Source organism: Burkholderia sp. Ac-20345, from assembly GCF_017104825.1.
Classification (GTDB): Bacteria; Pseudomonadota; Gammaproteobacteria; order Burkholderiales; family Burkholderiaceae; genus Burkholderia; species Burkholderia lata_B.
In genome coordinates this window covers 53,678-71,043 of the sequence record NZ_JAAGPO010000034.1, presented here as the reverse complement: position 1 = coordinate 71,043, position 17,366 = coordinate 53,678, and the positions used below count along the sequence as shown (strand labels likewise).

At 67.0% G+C, this 17,366-nt stretch carries 17 protein-coding genes; 10 read left to right on the top strand and 7 right to left on the bottom strand.

From position 1 onward, the window contains the following. Nucleotides 1-41 precede the first annotated feature (41 nt). Together G3O06_RS15060 and G3O06_RS15055 are read left to right on the top strand one after the other, a co-directional pair. Nucleotides 42-1,139, top strand: coding sequence for an OpgC domain-containing protein (locus G3O06_RS15060; protein WP_205816575.1), 1,098 nt, complete (start codon nucleotides 42-44; stop codon nucleotides 1,137-1,139). Between the two features lie 61 nt (nucleotides 1,140-1,200). Continuing rightward, a complete protein-coding gene (locus G3O06_RS15055) occupies nucleotides 1,201-2,136 on the top strand; it encodes an alpha/beta hydrolase-fold protein (RefSeq protein WP_205816569.1) in 936 nt (311 codons plus the stop codon). A 140-nt stretch (nucleotides 2,137-2,276) separates the two neighbouring features. On the opposite strand, the gene G3O06_RS15050 is transcribed toward G3O06_RS15055, so the two are convergent. Next, nucleotides 2,277-3,491, bottom strand: a complete 1,215-nt coding sequence (locus G3O06_RS15050; protein WP_205816568.1) for an FAD-dependent monooxygenase — start codon at nucleotides 3,489-3,491, stop codon at nucleotides 2,277-2,279. A 166-nt stretch (nucleotides 3,492-3,657) separates the two neighbouring features. On the opposite strand from G3O06_RS15050, the gene G3O06_RS15045 reads away from it, so the two are divergent. Together G3O06_RS15045 and G3O06_RS15040 are read left to right on the top strand one after the other, a co-directional pair. Further along, nucleotides 3,658-4,602 carry a LysR family transcriptional regulator gene (locus G3O06_RS15045; protein WP_205816567.1) on the top strand — a complete coding sequence of 315 codons (945 nt, stop codon included), beginning with the start codon at nucleotides 3,658-3,660 and terminating at the stop codon, nucleotides 4,600-4,602. A 140-nt stretch (nucleotides 4,603-4,742) separates the two neighbouring features. Further along, the gene (locus G3O06_RS15040; protein WP_205816566.1) at nucleotides 4,743-5,501 is read left to right on the top strand and encodes an SDR family oxidoreductase; all 759 of its coding nucleotides are present in this window, start codon (nucleotides 4,743-4,745) and stop codon (nucleotides 5,499-5,501) included. Between the two features lie 81 nt (nucleotides 5,502-5,582). On the opposite strand, the gene G3O06_RS15035 is transcribed toward G3O06_RS15040, so the two are convergent. Continuing rightward, a complete protein-coding gene (locus G3O06_RS15035) occupies nucleotides 5,583-6,794 on the bottom strand; it encodes an alpha/beta fold hydrolase (protein WP_205816565.1) in 1,212 nt (403 codons plus the stop codon). Between the two features lie 329 nt (nucleotides 6,795-7,123). Here G3O06_RS15035 and G3O06_RS15030 point away from each other — a divergent pair, with 329 nt between their 5' ends. Further along, the gene (locus G3O06_RS15030; RefSeq protein ID WP_205816564.1) at nucleotides 7,124-7,786 is read left to right on the top strand and encodes an XRE family transcriptional regulator; all 663 of its coding nucleotides are present in this window, start codon (nucleotides 7,124-7,126) and stop codon (nucleotides 7,784-7,786) included. 14 nt (nucleotides 7,787-7,800) lie between these two features. Here the strand turns inward: G3O06_RS15030 and G3O06_RS15025 are convergent, their stop codons facing one another. Continuing rightward, nucleotides 7,801-8,136, bottom strand: a complete 336-nt coding sequence (locus G3O06_RS15025) for an H-NS histone family protein (protein ID WP_205816563.1) — start codon at nucleotides 8,134-8,136, stop codon at nucleotides 7,801-7,803. A gap of 339 nt (nucleotides 8,137-8,475) precedes the next feature. Between G3O06_RS15025 and G3O06_RS15020 the strand changes: the two genes are divergently transcribed. Beyond that, nucleotides 8,476-9,096, top strand: a complete 621-nt coding sequence (locus G3O06_RS15020) for a TetR/AcrR family transcriptional regulator (RefSeq protein ID WP_241019997.1) — start codon at nucleotides 8,476-8,478, stop codon at nucleotides 9,094-9,096. A gap of 183 nt (nucleotides 9,097-9,279) precedes the next feature. Here G3O06_RS15020 and G3O06_RS15015 read toward each other — a convergent pair whose 3' ends face one another. Further along, complete coding sequence (locus G3O06_RS15015; protein ID WP_205816562.1) at nucleotides 9,280-10,152, bottom strand: NmrA family NAD(P)-binding protein; 873 nt, start codon at nucleotides 10,150-10,152, stop codon at nucleotides 9,280-9,282. A gap of 86 nt (nucleotides 10,153-10,238) precedes the next feature. Here G3O06_RS15015 and G3O06_RS15010 point away from each other — a divergent pair, with 86 nt between their 5' ends. Continuing rightward, nucleotides 10,239-11,201, top strand: a complete 963-nt coding sequence (locus G3O06_RS15010) for a LysR family transcriptional regulator (RefSeq protein WP_241019995.1) — start codon at nucleotides 10,239-10,241, stop codon at nucleotides 11,199-11,201. Here the strand turns inward: G3O06_RS15010 and G3O06_RS15005 are convergent. Beyond that, nucleotides 11,189-12,196, bottom strand: a complete 1,008-nt coding sequence (locus G3O06_RS15005) for an AraC family transcriptional regulator (protein ID WP_205816561.1) — start codon at nucleotides 12,194-12,196, stop codon at nucleotides 11,189-11,191. The two genes, G3O06_RS15010 and G3O06_RS15005, sit on opposite strands and share 13 nt — an antisense overlap. Nucleotides 12,197-12,331: 135 nt before the next feature. Here G3O06_RS15005 and G3O06_RS15000 point away from each other — a divergent pair, with 135 nt between their 5' ends. Further along, nucleotides 12,332-13,363, top strand: a complete 1,032-nt coding sequence (locus G3O06_RS15000; RefSeq protein WP_205816560.1) for a 2Fe-2S iron-sulfur cluster-binding protein — start codon at nucleotides 12,332-12,334, stop codon at nucleotides 13,361-13,363. 35 nt (nucleotides 13,364-13,398) lie between these two features. Beyond that, nucleotides 13,399-14,601 (top strand): alkane 1-monooxygenase, encoded by a 1,203-nt coding sequence (locus G3O06_RS14995; RefSeq protein ID WP_205816559.1) that lies wholly within the window; start codon nucleotides 13,399-13,401, stop codon nucleotides 14,599-14,601. 115 nt (nucleotides 14,602-14,716) lie between these two features. Here the strand turns inward: G3O06_RS14995 and G3O06_RS14990 are convergent, their stop codons facing one another. Together G3O06_RS14990 and G3O06_RS14985 are read right to left on the bottom strand one after the other, a co-directional pair. Then, a complete protein-coding gene (locus tag G3O06_RS14990) occupies nucleotides 14,717-15,487 on the bottom strand; it encodes an SDR family oxidoreductase (RefSeq protein WP_174929622.1) in 771 nt (256 codons plus the stop codon). Continuing rightward, complete coding sequence (locus tag G3O06_RS14985) at nucleotides 15,484-17,142, bottom strand: NAD(P)/FAD-dependent oxidoreductase (RefSeq protein WP_174999501.1); 1,659 nt, start codon at nucleotides 17,140-17,142, stop codon at nucleotides 15,484-15,486. Before G3O06_RS14985 ends, G3O06_RS14990 begins: the two co-directional genes overlap by 4 nt. Here G3O06_RS14985 and G3O06_RS14980 point away from each other — a divergent pair. Continuing rightward, complete coding sequence (locus tag G3O06_RS14980; protein ID WP_205816558.1) at nucleotides 17,141-17,359, top strand: hypothetical protein; 219 nt, start codon at nucleotides 17,141-17,143, stop codon at nucleotides 17,357-17,359. The genes G3O06_RS14985 and G3O06_RS14980 overlap by 2 nt on opposite strands. Nucleotides 17,360-17,366 lie beyond the last annotated feature (7 nt).

The window sequence follows — 17,366 nt, the reverse complement described above, 5'->3', positions numbered from 1 at the left end:
CCTCCCGGCCGCGCCCGCGGCCCGCGCCGGGAGGCGGTCCGATGACCGCGCCGGCCCGGGCCGGCCGCTACGCCGAGCTCGATTTCTTCCGCGGCCTCGTGCTGCTCGTCATCGTCGTCGACCACATCGGCGGCAGCATCCTGTCGCGCGTGACGCTGCACGCGTACGCGCTGTGCGACGCGGCCGAGGTCTTCGTGTTCCTCGGCGGCTTCGCCACCGCGATCGCCTACAACTCGCTCGCCGAGCGGCACGACGAAGCCGCCGCGCGCCAGCGCTTCATCAAGCGCGCGTTCGAGATCTACCGCGCATTCCTCGTGACGGCCGGCCTGATGCTGCTGATCACGGCCGCGCTGAACGCATTCGCGATCGACGGCCCGAACATGCCGACCAACGACCTCGACGGCCTGCTCCACAAGCCGCTCGCCGCGTTGCGCGACATCCTGCTGTTCCGCCGCCAGCCGTACCTCGCGTCGGTGCTGCCGATGTACGCGTTCTTCGCGCTGCTCGTCCCGCTCACGCTGCCGCTCGCTCGCACGCAGCCGTGGCTGCTGCTCGCGTTCAGCGGGTCGCTGTGGGTCGCGGCGCCGCACGTCGCGCGCTTCCTGCCGACCGTCGAAGGCGCGCCGTGGGACTTCAATCCGTTCGCGTGGCAGTTCCTGTTCGTGTTCGGCGTGATCGCCCGCTGCCAGCCCGTCTACCAGACGCTCGCGCCGAAGCCGCAGGGCTGGCTGCTGACAGCCGCGGCGCTCGCGATCGTCGCGGCCGGCGCGTACTACCGGCTGCGCATCGAGCCGTTCCCGACCGATCCGTCGATCAAACAGAACCTCGGCGCGCTGCGGCTCGCGAACTTCCTCGCGATCGCGTGGCTCGCGGCGAAGCTCGTGCACCTCGGCTGGATGAAGAAGGTCGCGCACGCGATGCCGTGGATCGGCACGATCGGCCGGCAGGGGCTGCTGTGCTTCGTCGCAGGCACCGGCATCTCGCTCGCCGTCGATTCGCTGCTTTACCAGGCGACCGAAGGCTATCTCGACGTGAAGCTCGGCCTGATTGCCGACGTCGTCGCGATGGGCCTGCTGTATCTCGTCGCCAAACTCTACGGGCCGCTCGTCGCGCGGCTGCCGTTCCGTTCGCGGCGATGACGCGCCGCGCCGTCATGCGCCGCTGCTACGATAGCCGGCGCCTCTCCTGAAACGATTCGACATGCGCCGACTCGCCCTTCCGTTCGCCATCGCCCTGATCGCCGGCTCCATCGCCACGGCCCGCGCCACGCCGCCCGCGCCGGCGGTATCGCCCGCGCTGCCGCCGCCGGCCGTCCAGACCGCGACGACCCCGTCGGCCGCCCCGGAGCCCGCGCTCAATCCGGGCAGCAGCGTCGTGCTGCGCACGTTCCGCTCGGCGTCGCTGAAGCGCGACTGGTCGTACACGGTCTACCTGCCGCCCGGCTACAACCCGGAAGGTGCGCGCTACCCGGTGATGTACCTGCTGCACGGCAATGCCGGCAACGCGAACGACTGGGTCACGCAGGGCCGGCTGCAGGCCACCGCCGACACGCTGATCGAGCGCCGCGAGATCCCGCCCGTCGTGATCGTGATGCCGCAGGGCGGCACCGACTGGTACGTCGACCGCAAGGAGAAGATGCAGAGCGCGTTCCTCAACGACCTGCTGCCCGAAGTCGAAGCGCACTTCGCGGTGTCGAACCAGCGCGCGGGCCGCGCGATCGGCGGCGTGTCGATGGGCGGCTTCGGCGCGCTGCGCTTCTCGCTGCTCGAACCCGGGCTGTTCTGCGGCGCGATGCTGCTGAGCCCCGCGATCTACGCGAACGAGCCGCCGCTCAATTCCGCCGCACGCTACGTCGGCGTGTTCGGCGACCGGCAGTTCGACCCTCGCGTATGGCACGAGCTCAACTATCCGGCGCTGATGCGCGGCTATTTCGCGCGCAGCTGGCGGATCCCGATGTTCATCGCGGCCGGCGACGACGACCTGACGATCCAGGCCGAATCGAGCGTGCTGTACACGCACCTGCGCCGCGCGCAGAACCCGTCCGAACTGCGCATCGTCGACGGCGGGCATACGTGGGACGTATGGCGCGGGCTGCTCGGGCAGGGGTTGAAGTACGCGCTCGAATGCGTGAAATGACGGCGGGCGGGCATTGCCCCGCCCGTTTTCGTCAGGCCGACCGGTAACTGGCGGGCCGCCGGCCATCGACCCCTGTCATGCCCGGCGAGCACGATCCCGGCGCGCCTGCCGCGCCAGATGGCGCGCTCAAGATTGGGGGATCAAAGCCACGTGCCGCCCTGCCGTTCGCTCGGCTCCCCGGCCAGCGCGTCGAAATCGTGAATCCAGTCCAGGTGATGCTGCACGCTGTCGCGCTCGGCCAGGCGCGCATTGCGCGCCTGCGCGGCCGGCCCGTCGGGCAGGTGCAGCACATCGGCCACGGAGATCGACGCGTACTGCACCTTGCGCGTGCGGCCACGACGCAGCCGCTCGTACGCTTCCTGCGCTTCGCGCCAGTTGCCCGGCCCGGCCTGCGCCAGTTGGGCCGCCAGCACCACCGCATCCTCGATCGACTGGTTCGCGCCCTGCCCGTGGTGCGGCACCAGCGCATGCGCGGCGTCGCCGATCAGCGTCACGCGCCCACGGCTCCAGCGGCCGAGCGGCGGCCGGTGGAACAGCCCCCAGCGCTGGCTGATCGGCACGGCGGTAATCATCTGCACCACCGCCGGATGCCAGCCCCTGAACACGCGCAGTTGCTCGCCCTCTTCCGACGGCATCACCCAGTCGCGCGACGGCCACGGTGACGGATGGCGCTCGACCAGCAGGAAATTCTGGTCGCCGTCGTCGCCGATCGGATAGTGCAGCAGGTGCCCGTGCGGCCCGATCCAGTACTGAAGCGTTTCGGGATCGGGCAACAGGCTCAGCCGCGCGGCCGGCACCACGCCGCGAAACCCCGAACAACCCGAATACAGCGCATCGTCGTAGCCGAGCATCCAGCGCCGCGTGATCGAGCGCGCGCCGTCCGCGCCGATCACGAGATCGGCATCGACACGCGCACCGTTGTCGAACGTCAGCGTGACGCGATCGGCGTGCTGCGCGAGATCGGTCAGTCGATGGCCGAGATGGATGGATTCGAGGCCGACCGCCTTCGACAGCACGGCCTGCAGATCCGCGCGATGCACGCCCCAGTACGCGCCGCCGAATTGCCGGCGATAGTCGGGGGCGCCGCGATGATGGCCGATCACCGCGCCGCTGCGGCCGTCGCGATAGACGAGGCCCGGGATGTCCGCGCACACCGCGTCGAACGCCGCACGCAATCCCATGCGTTCGTAGAAGCGCGTCGCATTGGCCGATAGCGCGACGGCCGCGCCGACTTCGCGCAACACCTCCGTCTGTTCGTAGAGCTGCGCGTCGATGCCGTGCTCGCGCAGCGCGAGCGCGAGCGTCAGGCCGCCGATCCCGGCGCCGACGATCGCAATCTTCAGGTTCGTCTGCATGATGAAGGTGTCTCCGATGTTCCGATGTGGGGTCTGCGGCGTGCGCAGCGGTCATGTCGATTGCATGTGCCGTATCGGTATTTTCAAGAGCGGACTTTCATCCCGCAATAAAATGAAAGGAATCTGCTTCATCACTGGATGCAATGAACCGGGCAAGGCAAAAATCATGGAACTGAGCGATATCGACCTCAACCTGCTGCTGCTTTTCCAGCGGCTGATGCAGGAACGGCGCGTGTCGAGCGTCGCGGAACAGATGAACATGAGCCAGCCGGGCGTGAGCAACGCGCTCGCGAAGCTGCGCCGCCGGCTCGGCGATCCGCTGTTCGTGCGCGGGCCGGGCGGCGTGGTGCCGACGCCGTTCGCGCTGCGCCTGGCGGAACCCGTGTCGCACGCGCTCGCGACGCTGCATGCCGCGCTCAACCCCGAGACCGGCTTCGATCCGCTGCGCGCCGCGCGCACGCTGACGATCGGCATGACCGACATCGGCGAAGTCGTGTTCCTGCCCGCGCTGCTCGAACACCTGTCGCAGGCGGCGCCGGGCATCGCGCTCAATACCGTGCGCGACACGAGCGTCAACCTCGGCGACGAAATGGCCGATGGCCGCGTCGATCTCGCGATCGGCCTGCTGCCGCAGCTCAAGGGCGGCTTCTATCAGCGCCGGCTGTTCGATCAGCGTTATGTGTGCCTGTTCCGGCGCGGGCATCCGCTCGAGGACGCGCCGCTGACGGTCGACGCGTGGCGCAATGCCGAGCATCTGGTCGTCGTGTCGGCCGGCACCGGTCACGGGCAAGTGGACGAATGGCTGAAGCGCCGCCGCGTGGCGCGCCAGGTGCGGCTCACAGTGCCGCACTTCATGAGCGTGGGCTACATCCTGCAGCGCACCGACCTGATCGCGACGGTGCCCGAGCATCTCGCGCAGCAGCTCGCCGCCCCGTTCTCGCTGGGCTGGCGCGCGCTGCCCGTCACGCTGCCGGGCGCGCCGATTCACATGCTCTGGCATACGCGGGTCAATCAGGACGAGGCGAACCGGTGGCTGCGCGACGTGGTGGTCGATCTGTTTGCGGAGACGGGCACGCGGGCACGGAAGGCCGCACCCGGCCGGAAGAAGTAGTCGAAGTCATCGCGACATCGAGCGTGCTTTACGATGTCGCTTGAACCTGTGCGCCGCGCATTTCGACTACATTGCCGAAGGAGCGACGTCATCGTCCATCCGCAGCCTCACCTGTCATTCAACCAGCAGGAAATCAAGCCATGTCTGTCTCGAAGAAGTCCGCAGCCGTCACGGGCGCCGGATCCGGCATCGGTCGCGCAGCGGCCATCGCGCTCGCCCAGGCGGGATACACCGTCGCGCTGCTCGGACGCACGGAGGGGTCGTTGCGCGAAACGCAGGACGCGATCCGCGCCGCCGCCGGCGACGCGCACGTATTTACTGCAGACGTCACCGACGAAGCATCGGTCGACCACGCGTTCGCGCAGATCGCGCAGCAGTTCGGCCGGCTCGACGTGCTGTTCAACAATGCCGGCCGCAACGCGCCGCCGGTCTCCCTCGACGAATACGAATTCGACGTGTGGAACAGCGTCGTCGCGACGAACCTGACCGGCGTCTTTCTGTGTGCGCGGGCCGCATGGCGCCTGATGAAAGCGCAAACGCCGCAAGGCGGCCGGATCATCAACAACGGCTCGATCTCCGCCCATGCGCCGCGCCCCGATACGATCGCGTACACGGCCACCAAGCATGCGGTGACCGGGATCACCAAGTCGCTGGCGCTCGACGGCCGCCGCTACAACATCGCGTGCGGCCAGATCGACATCGGCAACGCGGCGACGTCGCTCACGGAGCGGATGACGCAAGGGGTCCCGCAGGCCGACGGCAGCCTCGCGCCCGAGGCGCGCATGGACGTCACGCATGTCGCGAATGCGATCGTCCAGATGGCGAACCTGCCGCTGGACACGAACATCCTGAACATGACGATCATGGCGACGGCCATGCCGTTCGTCGGCCGCGGATAAGCACGCGCCGCGCGGGAGACATCACCCGCGCCATGACGGCGGACGATGTCTCCCCGAGGTCGATGCGTGCCGTCGCGCGGCTTACGCCAATGCCGGCCTGAGCTGCCTCACCGCGCGCTGATCGATGCCCAGCCGCGCCGCCAGCCAGTCGCAGATGAATTCCTGGCCGAGCGTCGGATTGTCGACCTGGCAGTGCGCGGCGCCCGTTTCGTCCGGATCGAACAGCCTGAGCGTCGCGTCGACGCCATGCGCCTTCGCGTAGTCGTAGGTATCGGTCGCCGTCTTCAGCCCGAGCCAGTCTTCCGTGCCCTGCAGCACCAGGTACGGCACCGGAATCCGGTCGATCACGCCCTGGAGACGGAAATCCCGCGCCTTATCGACGACTTCCTGCGGCGTCGCGCAGCCGAACACCCATTTCAGGTGGCGCCAGATGAGCCGTTCCGGCGTATCGAGCCAGCTCGCGAACAGCGACGCCATGTCGAACATCACCGAATCCGAGACCACCGCGACGATGCGCTTTTCGAACGACGCCGCGCGCGCCGCATAGACACCGCCGACGCTTGCGCCATACAGCGCGATCCGGCCGGGATCGACGTCACGGCGCGTGAGCAGGTAGTCGACGCACGCGCCGACCGGCACTTCGGTATCCGGGCGGTTGACGATCCCCTGCCGGCGCAGCGTCCCGCCCTGCCCCGGCAGATCGACCAGCAGCAGCGACATGCCGCGCGTGAGCGCATGCTTGGGCATTTCGTGCAGCAGTTCGTCCTTGTACTCGTCGAGCCCGCCGAATGCGATCACCGCCGGCGAGCGCACGTCGCCGCCCGCACACGGGATGAAATACGCGTCGAGGTGCGCGCCGCCCTCGTACGGGATGCGCACGACCTCGCCGGCCGGCGTCAGCCCATCGAGATAACGATGCGAGCAGCGTTCGACGCTGTCGAAGCTGTCGCGCCGCCGCGCGTCGTCATGCGCGAGGTAGAACTCCGACGACCGGTAGTAGTTGGCCGCGCGCAGCCAGTTGCTGCTCGCGGTGCGCAGGAAGCCGCGCGCGTACGCGTCGAGCGCACGCTGCTCGCTGGCTTTCGCGAGCACCTGCCACTCGCGGTACCAGCTCTCGGTATCGCCGGGCGTCATGCGTGATGCCGCGCGAAAGCACTCGCTGATCAGGCTCGCGCCTTCCTGCGCGCCGCCGATCGTGCGCGCGAACTGGAAACTCAACTCCGACTCGCCGGGCCATTGCACCCAGCCTTCCGCGCGATAGGCGCCGTTCATCCGATCGTCTTGCAGACTCATGGTCATTCTCTCCGAAATTACCGATACGTAAATTTCTGGCCGTGAAAGCGCGCTGCCGGCCTTGCGTTTATCCATCATCTGCAGGGCATCGCCTCCCGACGGCCGGGACGAGATGTGCCGCACACCCCATTGAATTTACATATCCGTAAATTCAAGGGCCGAAAAAACGAGACATCGTGGATGCCCCGTTCTCGCCGTGTCGACGCCGGGGAAGTGTACGCCTCGACATCCGCCGCCGACAAGCGTCATGCAATCGATCGCCCGGGTTCGCACCGATGCGGTATATTTTCATTACGTATCGGTAAAAACATTCTCCCCGGCGGACGATCATGAGCAAGAAAACCCGCGTCGCATCGATCCTTTCGGCGCTGCCGCTCAAACCGCGGCGCCGCGAGCACCTGCAGGTGCCTGCCGACCAGATCGGGCAGCGGCTGCGCGCGCTGCGCCAGTCGCGCGACCTCACGCTGAACGAGGCCAGCCAGCTGACCGGCGTGCCCGCGGCGACGTTCTCGCGCATCGAGACGAACAAGATGTCGCCGACCTTCGGCGTGCTGCACCGGATCATCGAAGGCATGGGTTTCGACTGGCGCGACGTGCTGACCAACCAGCCGCGCCATCGCAACTCGCTGAGCGTGTGCCACGCGGACGACATCGTCACGACGCGCATCGCGAACATCCCGTACGAATACGCGCTGCTGCATCGCGACAGTTCGGCCGGGATGATCACGCTGCGCATGCAGGTCGACGCGCGCACGGTGGACGAAGCCGGCGGGCTCGCCGGCCACGAGGGCGACGAGTTCTGCTACGTGCTGTCGGGCGAACTGGAGCTGCACTTCGAGCACGGCGAGCCGACGCGGCTGCACGCCGGTGAAAGCGCGCTCTTCTCGTCGCATCGGCCGCATGCGTACGTGGCGCCGTCGCCTGAAGGCGCGACGCTGCTCGTGGTGCTGACGCCGCCGGGTCATGCACCCGCGAAGCCGCTGGCGCCGTAGCCCGGCGCCGTCCGTCAACGGGTTCTGGTTTTCTTGCCGGTGGACGGCGGCTTGACGATGACGAACTGACGACGATCCTTGCCCCTGATCCACAGCGGCGCATTGCCGCGCCCGCTCCACTCCTTCCCGCTCGCCGGATCGCGATAGCGCGCCGGCAGCACTTTCACGATGTACGAACCCCGGCTGCCGTTGCGGCCGACCAGGTCGCGATGCTTGATCGCGTAGGTATCCATCAGCGAGTGAACCTCCGCGATCGCATCGACGCGTTCGCGTGCGCGTGCTCGCTCGATTTCCTCGTCCAGTTCGGCCAGCTCGACTACGAGCTGCGCATAGGTCTTGCTCGCGTTCATCTTCTGCTTCCTGCCCCGCATCCGCATCCGCATGCGAACCGGCATGATTCGCATGACTAACTGACTGTTTCACGACGCCCCGTGACGGCCGCATTGACTCGATCGGCAAGCGGCTCGCGTCGACGCATCGAAGCACGCGACACGAGAGCAACGACACACCGCCACGCACCGGCACACAGTGCGCGCCCCCGCGTCGACACGAACGTCCTCCCGGGGATCCCCGTTACCGACATTCGGCGACACAATCGCGCCCTGCGTTTCAAATATCGAGTGATATTTGAAACGCGATCGTAATGGTATCTATCTCAAATATCAACTGATATCCTTCCGGCCATGAACATGGCCCCCCTTCCCCCGCGGCTGACCCGCGAAGAAAGCCGATTGCAGACCCGCGCCCATTTGCTCGCCGCGGCGAAGCGGCTGTTCGTCGACCGCGGATTCGGCGCCACGTCGCTCAGGGATATCGCGGCCGAGGCCGGCTATACGCAGGGCGCGTTCTATTCGAACTTCGCGAGCAAGGAGGCGTTGTTCATCGAACTGATGCGGGAGCGTTCAAAGACGCAAGTGGCCGACATCGCCCGGGCGCTGAGCGATCCGTCCGCGTCCGGGGAGGACATATTGAATGCGCTGGATGTCTGGTCGCGGACCGTCGATGCCGAGCCCGAGTGGTCGGTGCTGGGCGTCGAGTTCAAGCTCCTGGGTCGCCGCAACCCCGCTTTTGCGGTCGCGTCACAGGCGTTGCTGGACGCCCACCGCGATGGCCTCGCCTATTGCATCGAACAGATTTTCGCGCGGCTGAAGAAAGTGCCGCCCGAATCGCCGGCCGTCCTGGCCATTGCGTTCATGGGGCTCTCGCAGGGCCTGTCGCTGCAGCAGTCGATCCTGTCCGAGGTACCGATCGGGCACATGGTCATGGTGTTCCTGCGCAGCCTGCTGGCCACGGCCGCGCCGGTGCGTTGACCGGAAAGGTCAAGGGCGACAGGGAAATCGCCGGCTCCGCGACGGAGCCGGATCGCGCGTGACGCCGTTCGGTCCGTTGCGGCCGTTCGACATACGCGATGACGCCCGTGTCAGGGCAGTGCCGCAGCGCCGTTCACGAACGCGGCGATACCGCGGCAATGCACCGCCTGCAGGCGTGCGGCATCACGCCCGCAGGATCTCCTCGGCGACCTGTTCGAACGGCACGCGCCCTCGTCGAAGCTCGACAGTATCGTCGCTCCCGAAGTCGATGTGGCCGCTGTTCAGGCCGCGATTCAGTTCGATGAATCCATTGATCGCCGCGCTCGAGAACGGATTCATCGCGAGTACCCCGGCCCACTCGGCAGGCTCGAGCGCCACCGGTCGCACCGGTCGATTCAGCGCGCGCGCAAAGATTGCGGCGATGTCGGCGGGCGAATATACAGCCGGCCCTTCCAGGCCGATCTTCCGGATGCCCGCCCAGTCTTCACGCAGGAGGTCCGCCGCGATGCGGCCGATGTCCTCGGTCGCGACCATCGGAATGGCGCGCTCGACCGGCACCAGCAGGCTCGGCAGGATGCCTTGTGTGCGCGCCGGATCGACGACGCGCGCCCAGTTCTCCATGAAATACGCCGCGCGCAGGAACACGACGGGAATACCCAGTTCAGCCAGTCGTTGCTCGGCCGTGCGGTTGGTTCCGATCACGCCGGTGCCGCTCGATCGATCGGCGCCGACCGACGACAGCAGCACGAGTTTCGGCAAGCCCGCCGCGCGCACCGCTTCGGCGACAGCGCGCGCCGTCACGTCCGCGTGTTCGAACAGGTTCTCCAGTGCATAGTTGGGCGGCTTGACCAGATACGCGCCGCGCGCCCCGGCGAATGCACGCGTCAACGCGGCAGCGTCGGCCAGATCGGCAACCGCCACTTCCGCGCCCTGCGCAGCCCAGCGCGCCGCCTTCGCGCGATCGCGCACGACCACGCGCACCGTGACGCCCGCATCGATCAGCGCCTGGGCCGCGACGGCTCCCGTGCGCCCGGTGACACCCGTAACAACGAACATGTGTTCTCCCGACAGCCGCTCCACCCGTTGGAGCGATGGCTTCGATGATGTACGCTGGCCTCACATAACTCAAATGCATACCGATCATGTCCAGCATGCACGAAGTGGATTTGCGCGCCGTCGACCTCAACCTGCTCAAACTGCTCGACGCGTTGCTCAAGGAACGCAGCGTCACGCGCGCCGGCGTGCGGCTCGGCCTGACCCAGCCGGCGGCAAGCCGCGCGCTGGGCCGGCTGCGCACGCTGCTCGGCGATCGTGTCGTCGTGCGTACGCCGAAGGGGCTGGAGTTCACGCCGCGCGCGGCGTCGCTCGCCTTGCGCGTGTCGCGCGTGCTGACGGAAGCGGCCAGCATCGTCGCGCCGGCCGAATTCGATCCGGCCACCGCGCGCGGGCAGTTCTCGATCGCGAGCCTCGATCACATGGCGCTGACGCTGTTGCCTGACGTGAATGCGCGGCTGGAACGGCACGCGCCTGGAATGGATCTCGACGTGCCGCCGTCACGCGGCAACAACGTCGAACTCGTGGTGGACGGCACGGCCGGTATCGCGCTCGGCGCGTTCGACGACGACACCCTGCCCGCCGGCATCTATCGTCGCAAGCTTTACGACGACAGCCTGGTCTGCATCATGCGCAACAAGCATCCTGCACTGTCCGCACGGCTGACGCCGAAGCGTTTCGCGGCACTGTCGCACGTGCTGGTGACGATCGGCGGCCGCGGCGGCGAGCGGGTCGACGCGGCCCTCGCGCGGCAAGGGCTGCACCGGCGCATCGCGATGCGGCTGCCGCATTTTCTGGTGGCGCCGATGGTCGTCGCGAAGAGCGACATGACGGTGGTGCTGCCGCGCCGACTCGCGCAGCATGTCGCGCAGTCGATGCCGGTCACGCTCGTCGAGCTGCCGGTCGAGGTGCCACCGTTCGCGTTGACGATGATCTGGCATGAGCGCACGCACGACGATCCGGCGTACGGGTGGCTGCGCCGGCAGATTGCGGAGATGGCGCAGGAAATGGAGCCGCGGCCTTCGCGCCGACGCAGCCGCTACATCGACTGACGATATTCCGACGGCGACATGCCCTCCCAGCGCCTGAACGCGCGCCGGAAATTCCCGAGGCTGTCGTAGCCGAGCAGAAACGCGATTTCCTGCAGGCTGAGCTTGCCGGACTTCACGCTCTCGATCGCCAGCTTGTGACGCACGCTTTCCAGTATCTCGCGGTACGACGTGCCTTCGTCCGCGAGCCGCCGATGCATCGTGCGCGGCGTGACGTTCAGCAATTGCGCGGTCGAGCGCTGCGTCGGGAAATCGCCGACCTTCTCGAACATCAGCCGGCGGATCCTCGATGAAAACGCCTGCTGCCGGTTCTGGTTCGCGAGTTCGACCTGGCAGATGCGCACCGCCTCCGTCAGCGCGTGCGGGTTGCTGGTGCCGAGCGGCCGGTCGAGTTCCGCCACCGGAAACGCCATGCCCGCCCAGTCGCCCCCATAGCGCACGTCGCAACCGAACAGCTCGCCCGACAGCGCCGCATAGCCGGGCACGTCGAACGGGAACGCGACGAACGATGCGCGGCTCGTGCCGCGCGTGATGTAGTCGAGCAGATTCTTGATCGTCAGCACGATCGCTTCCATCACCGGCTGCCGAATGTCGCCCAGCGGATGACGTTCGACGAACGCGAGCCGCGCATGTTCGCCCACGATCTCGAGCTTCGCGGAAACGAGCGACGTGCGCACCTGCACGAACCGCTCGATCAGTTCCAGCGCCTGCCGCGCCGTCACGCTGTTGGCGACTGCGTAGCCCAGTACCCCGTGGCTACCGACGCGCAGGCGTTCACCGACCAGCAGCCCGAATGCCGGCTCGCCGGTTGCGTCGAGCGCATCGCCGACCAGCCGCATGAACGCGTCGAACGAAAAATCCCGGATCGTCAGCTCGCCGTTCGGCCCCGGATGCTGCAGTTGCACAAACCAGTCGGGCGGACGCCCGCCCATGCGCACCAGCTGATCGGCGATCTGGATCGCGTACTGCGGTTGAAGAAAAAAGTCCGTCTCGGACATGTCGGGTTTCCCGGGTGAGCGACGGACATCAATTGACAATAAATGCGCCATCGATGTCAATTCGCGCACTCCCGTAACGCCGGCCGGCTCCCTACGATGAAGCCACGTCAATCGCTACGGCCGCATGGGGAGAACATGTTCCGATTCCTGACAAAAACCAAGACTGTGAAGGCCGTCATCAACGATCGCGCCATCACGGTCGAGCCGGCGGAAACGCTGTTGCAGGCAGCGCTGCGCCACGGCATCGACTTCCCGCACAGCTGCCGTGTCGGTGGCTGCGCGACCTGCAAGTGCAAGCTCGTCGACGGGCGCGTGAAGGAGCTGACGCAGACCGGCTACATCCTGTCCGACGACGATCTCGACCAGGGTTTCATCCTCGCGTGCCAGAGCATCCCGAAAACGGACGTGACGATCGCCGTCGACACGAGCCGGCAAGCCGCGCGACGGACGATCGACGGCCGCGTGATCGGCCAGGACCGCCTGACCCACGACATCGTCCGCCTGCGCGTTCAACTCGACGAATCGCTGCCGTACAAGGCCGGCCAGTACGCGCTGCTGTCGATCGCGTCGCTGCCCGGCGAGGCACGTCATTACTCGTTCGCGACCAGCGTGCGGCCGAATGCGCAGGTGAATTTCCTCGTCCGCAAGGTGCCCGGCGGCGTGTTCTCGGGCCACGTTCATGCGCACGATCTCGTCGGCCATGCCGTGAGCGTCGAAGGCCCGCTCGGCGATTTCTGGATGCGCCCAGCCGAGGCCCCGCTGATCCTGATCGCCGGCGGCAGCGGGCTCGCACCCATTCTCGCGATGCTCGAAGACGGCGTCGCGGCACGCACCATGCGTGCGGTCACGCTGCTGTTCGGCGCACGCGCGCAGCACGACCTGTATGCGCTCGACACGATTCACGACCTCGCCGCCCGCTGGCGGGGCCGCTTCGATTTTCAACCGATCCTGTCCGACGAGCCGGCCGATTCGTCATGGCGCGGCTCGCGCGGGATGGTGACCGACGCCATCGCGGCCGACCTGCCGGAGGAGACGCACGCCTACCTGTGCGGGCCGCCCCGCATGATCGACGCGGCGACCGACGTCCTGGTCGCGCGCGGCCTCTCCCGCTCGCGGATTCACGCGGACCGCTTCACCACGCAGCACGACATGCAGGCAGCCGCCTGACTTTCAAATACCGGCATGGAGGAGGAGACACCGAGATGTTCCATTACCTGAAATACTTTCTGTTCCACGTCATCGGCATCGCGTCGGTCGTCGCGTTCGTCGCGGGCGGCCCATGGATCACCGCCTGTTTCATCGCGCTCGTCGCGTTCTACATCGTCGGCGACGCGATCTGCGGCGACGATACGTCGACACCGGTGCTGCGCCATCCCGGCATCCTGACGTTCCAGCTGTGGATGGCCCTGCCGCTGCTGGCGCTGATCGTCTTCGTGTCGGTCTGGTCGGTCAGCGCGGCCGACCCGCTCGGCTTCGGCGCGCTGATCGAACGATCGACCGGATACGATGCGCTGGCGGCCCGCGCGGCGGCCGGCGGGGGTCATCATGTATCCGGCATGCTGTTGACCGGGCTGATGATCGGCATGATCGGCACCATTCCCGCGCACGAACTGACGCATCGCACGTGGGACCCGGTGTCGATGTTCATCGGCCGCTGGCTGCTGGCGTTCAGCTTCGATACGATTTTCTCGATCGAGCACGTGTACGGGCATCATCGCTACGTGTCCACGACGGAAGATCCCGCCACCGCGCCGCGCGGCCGCAACGTCTATTTTCATGTGCTCGCCTCGACGGTCAAAGGCAACGTCAGCGCGTGGAAAATCGAGGGAAAGCGCCTGAAGCGCGCCGGGCACGGGCTGCTCACGCCGTTCAACGCGGTCATTCGCGGCCACCTGATGAGCGTGTTGCTGATCGCATGCGCATGGGGCGCCGGCGGCTGGCGGACGGCCGCCTATTTCACGCTCTGCGCGCTGTGGGGCAAGGCGCTGCTGGAGATCGTCAACTACATGGAGCATTACGGCATCGTTCGTGACCCGGCGACGCCGGTCCAGCCGCGTCATTCGTGGAATACGAACCGGCGCATCAGCTCGTGGTCGATGTTCAACCTGACGCGCCATTCGCATCATCATGCGCAGGGCGAAGTGCCGTATCACGCGCTCGAACCGTTTCGCGATGCGCCGATGATGATCGGCGGCTATCTGACGACCATCGTCGTCGCGATGATTCCGCCGCTCTGGCACCGGCTGATGACGCCCAAGGTGCTCGCATGGGATCGCGTGCATGCCAGCGAGCGGGAAAGGCGCCTCGCGGCCGACGCGAATGCGCGCAGCGGCATCGCCGGGTTCGAGGCCGTGACGGGGTTGCAGGATTTCCGCGTCTCGGGTGCCGACGCGCGCGGGCGGTGAGCCGGCGATCCCGTACCGGCGCCACGGAAACCGCACGCGTTCCGGCTCGCGAACGCGGCGATTTCCGTGCACCTTCGTGCGGTGCGGGCGAGCGCCGTCGGGGCGCTCTCCGTCATCACGAGATCGAGAATCCGCCGTCGATCGGGAAGATCTGCCCCGTCGTCGTCCGCGATTCGTCGGAGGCCAGGTAGAGCGCCGTCAGCGCAACCTCCTTCGGGTCGATCAGGCCCAGCAGCTGGCGCTCGCCGGTCTTGTTGATCACGTCGGGCTGCGACTTGAGCAGCCCGGCCACGCGCGCCGTGACCGTCACGGCCGGCGCCACCGCATTCACGCGAATGCGATGCGGCGCGTACTCGACGGCCATCGAGCGCGTGATTGCCGAGATGCCGCCCTTCGCGGCCGTGTACGCGTCCTTGCCTCGTGTGCCGACCAGCGCGAACACCGAGCTGCTGTTGATGACCGAGCCGCCGCCGGTCTTCAGCATCGCCGCGATCCCGTACTTGCACGTGATCCACGTACCGAACAGGTCGAGCTTGATCGCACGCCAGAACTCGTCGGCCGGACAATCCGTCACCTGCGCGTCGACCGACGTCGAGCCGCCCGCGTTGTTGTACAGCACGTCGATCCGCCCGGCGAACTCGAGCGCCGTCGCGATCGCGTCGCGTACGCTGTCCTCGCTCGTGACGTCGGTTCGCACGAACGTCGCGGTGCCGCCCGCCGCGCGAATCGCGTCGACGGTCGCCTGCCCGCTCTGCGGGTCGAATTCGGCCACGACGACTGTCGCCCCCTCGCTGGCGAACAGCTCGGCCGCCGCGCGCCCGATCCCCGCCCCGGCGCCCGTGATGAACGCGACCTTGCCGGCCACGCGTCCGTTGATGTTGCTCATGCTGCATCTCCAATCGTTTCGTTCTGCGATTCGGTTTCGCGATCGTCGGCCCGCGTCAGCACGAAGCCCGCATAGCCGGCCGCCGCGACGTCGTCGCACTTCTTGCGGTAGTTGCCGTGTCCGCCCAGATACGGCAGGAACACCTGCGGCTTGCCCGGCACGTTCGCGCCGACGTACCACGAGTTCGCCTTCAGATAGAGCGTCTTCGCAACGACGTCCTGCACGTGCTGCATCCAGTCCTCTTCCGCCTGCTGGCCGGCGTCGATCCGGTCGATGCCCGCGTCGCGCAGGTCGGTCATGCAGCGCGCGATCCAGTCGATGTGCTGCTCGATGCTCATCGACATGTTCGCGAGCGGCCCCGGGCTGCCCGGCCCCGTCACGGTGAACAGGTTCGGGAAGCCGCTCGTCATCAGGCCGAGATAGGTCTTCGCGCCGCTCGCCCACTTGTCGGTCAGCGGGCGGCCGTTCACGCCGCGCACGTCGATATGCGTAAGTGCGCCCGTCAGTGCGTCGTAGCCGGTGGCGTAGATCAGCACGTCGAGTTCGTGCAGCCCTTCGCTCGTCACGATCCCTTCGGGCACCACGCGATCGATCGGCGTCTGCTTCAAGTCGACCAGCGTCACGTCGTCGCGGTTGTACACGCTGTAGTACGTGTCGCCGAGGCACGGGCGTTTCGTGCCGAACGGGAAGCCGCGCGGCATCAGTTTCTCCGCCACCGCCGGGTCCTGCACCGTCTCGCGGATCTTGCCGCGAATGAACTCGGCCACCGTATCGTTCGCGGCCTCGTTCGACAGGATGTCGCCGTAGCACATGCGAAAACCGAGCAGCTGGCTGTTTTCCCACGCGTTCTCGTATTTCTTCTGGCGCTCCTCCGGCGTCGCGTCGAGCGCCGATTCCACTGGGAACGGCACCGCGATGCCGAAGCGCGTGAGACGGCTCACCGCGCGCCGCTCCGGATACGTCGCCCGCACGCGGGCCCGCATCTCGGGCGTCAGCGGATGATTCTTCGCCGGCACCACGTACACGGCGGTGCGCTGGAACACCGTCAGGTGCTTGCACTTGCCGGCGAGCGCCTGGATCACCTGGATGCCCGACGAGCCCGTGCCGATCACGCCGACGCGCTTGTTGCTGAAGTCGATTTCATGATGCGGCCAGCGGCCCGTGTGATGGCTTTCACCGGCGAACGTGTCGATCCCCGGGATTTCGGGCGGCTTCGGCACCGACAGCACGCCCGTTGCAGGCACGAAGAAACGTGCATGCGTGACCTTGCCGTCCGATGTCGTCACGCGCCAGATATTCCGCTGCTCGTCGAACACCGCGGATTCGACCCGCGTATTGAAGCGGACATGCCGGCGCAGGTCGAAGCGGTCGGCGACGTGGTTCAGGTAGCGCATCAGTTCTGCGGAGGTCGGATAGCGCTCCGGCCAGTCCCATTCGTCCTGCAATTCCGGCGAAAACGAATACGAGTAGTCCCAGCATTCGAGATCCACGCGCGCGCCCGGGTAGCGATTCCAGTACCAGGTGCCGCCGACGCCGTCGCCCGATTCGAATGCCTGGATCCGGAAACCCGCGTCGGTGAGCCGCTTGATCGCATACAGCCCGCCGAAGCCGGCACCGACGACGACGGCATCCAGCACGTCGAGAGGTTGGTTCATGTTGGGTGTCTCCTTTGAAATGATTGCGTTTCGCAGGAACCCATTGAAAGACCGCATGCCCGCTTGCATCAACGGCGACGGTGCGGCCTTGCCGTACATTGAAATCGGCCGGCGCCGGCCGCCGGCCGCGCGCTACGGCAAACCCGATGAAATTTCAAAGTACGGCAAACCCGCGCGATGCGCGTTGACGCGATACGCACCGGCTCTTCATCGTTGATGCCATC

Coding starts and splice junctions, on each gene's coding strand:
- G3O06_RS15055 (WP_205816569.1), top strand. CDS start 1,201: ATGCGCCGACTCGCCCTTCCGTTCGCCATCGCCCTGATCGCCGGCTCC.
- G3O06_RS14990 (WP_174929622.1), bottom strand. CDS start 15,487: ATGAGCAACATCAACGGACGCGTGGCCGGCAAGGTCGCGTTCATCACG.
- G3O06_RS15010 (WP_241019995.1), top strand. CDS start 10,239: ATGTCCAGCATGCACGAAGTGGATTTGCGCGCCGTCGACCTCAACCTG.
- G3O06_RS15050 (WP_205816568.1), bottom strand. CDS start 3,491: ATGCAGACGAACCTGAAGATTGCGATCGTCGGCGCCGGGATCGGCGGC.
- G3O06_RS14980 (WP_205816558.1), top strand. CDS start 17,141: ATGTTGGGTGTCTCCTTTGAAATGATTGCGTTTCGCAGGAACCCATTG.
- G3O06_RS15025 (WP_205816563.1), bottom strand. CDS start 8,136: ATGAACGCGAGCAAGACCTATGCGCAGCTCGTAGTCGAGCTGGCCGAA.
- G3O06_RS15015 (WP_205816562.1), bottom strand. CDS start 10,152: ATGTTCGTTGTTACGGGTGTCACCGGGCGCACGGGAGCCGTCGCGGCC.
- G3O06_RS15040 (WP_205816566.1), top strand. CDS start 4,743: ATGTCTGTCTCGAAGAAGTCCGCAGCCGTCACGGGCGCCGGATCCGGC.
- G3O06_RS15035 (WP_205816565.1), bottom strand. CDS start 6,794: ATGAGTCTGCAAGACGATCGGATGAACGGCGCCTATCGCGCGGAAGGC.
- G3O06_RS15045 (WP_205816567.1), top strand. CDS start 3,658: ATGGAACTGAGCGATATCGACCTCAACCTGCTGCTGCTTTTCCAGCGG.
- G3O06_RS14995 (WP_205816559.1), top strand. CDS start 13,399: ATGTTCCATTACCTGAAATACTTTCTGTTCCACGTCATCGGCATCGCG.
- G3O06_RS15060 (WP_205816575.1), top strand. CDS start 42: ATGACCGCGCCGGCCCGGGCCGGCCGCTACGCCGAGCTCGATTTCTTC.
- G3O06_RS14985 (WP_174999501.1), bottom strand. CDS start 17,142: ATGAACCAACCTCTCGACGTGCTGGATGCCGTCGTCGTCGGTGCCGGC.
- G3O06_RS15020 (WP_241019997.1), top strand. CDS start 8,476: ATGGCCCCCCTTCCCCCGCGGCTGACCCGCGAAGAAAGCCGATTGCAG.
- G3O06_RS15030 (WP_205816564.1), top strand. CDS start 7,124: ATGAGCAAGAAAACCCGCGTCGCATCGATCCTTTCGGCGCTGCCGCTC.
- G3O06_RS15005 (WP_205816561.1), bottom strand. CDS start 12,196: ATGTCCGAGACGGACTTTTTTCTTCAACCGCAGTACGCGATCCAGATC.
- G3O06_RS15000 (WP_205816560.1), top strand. CDS start 12,332: ATGTTCCGATTCCTGACAAAAACCAAGACTGTGAAGGCCGTCATCAAC.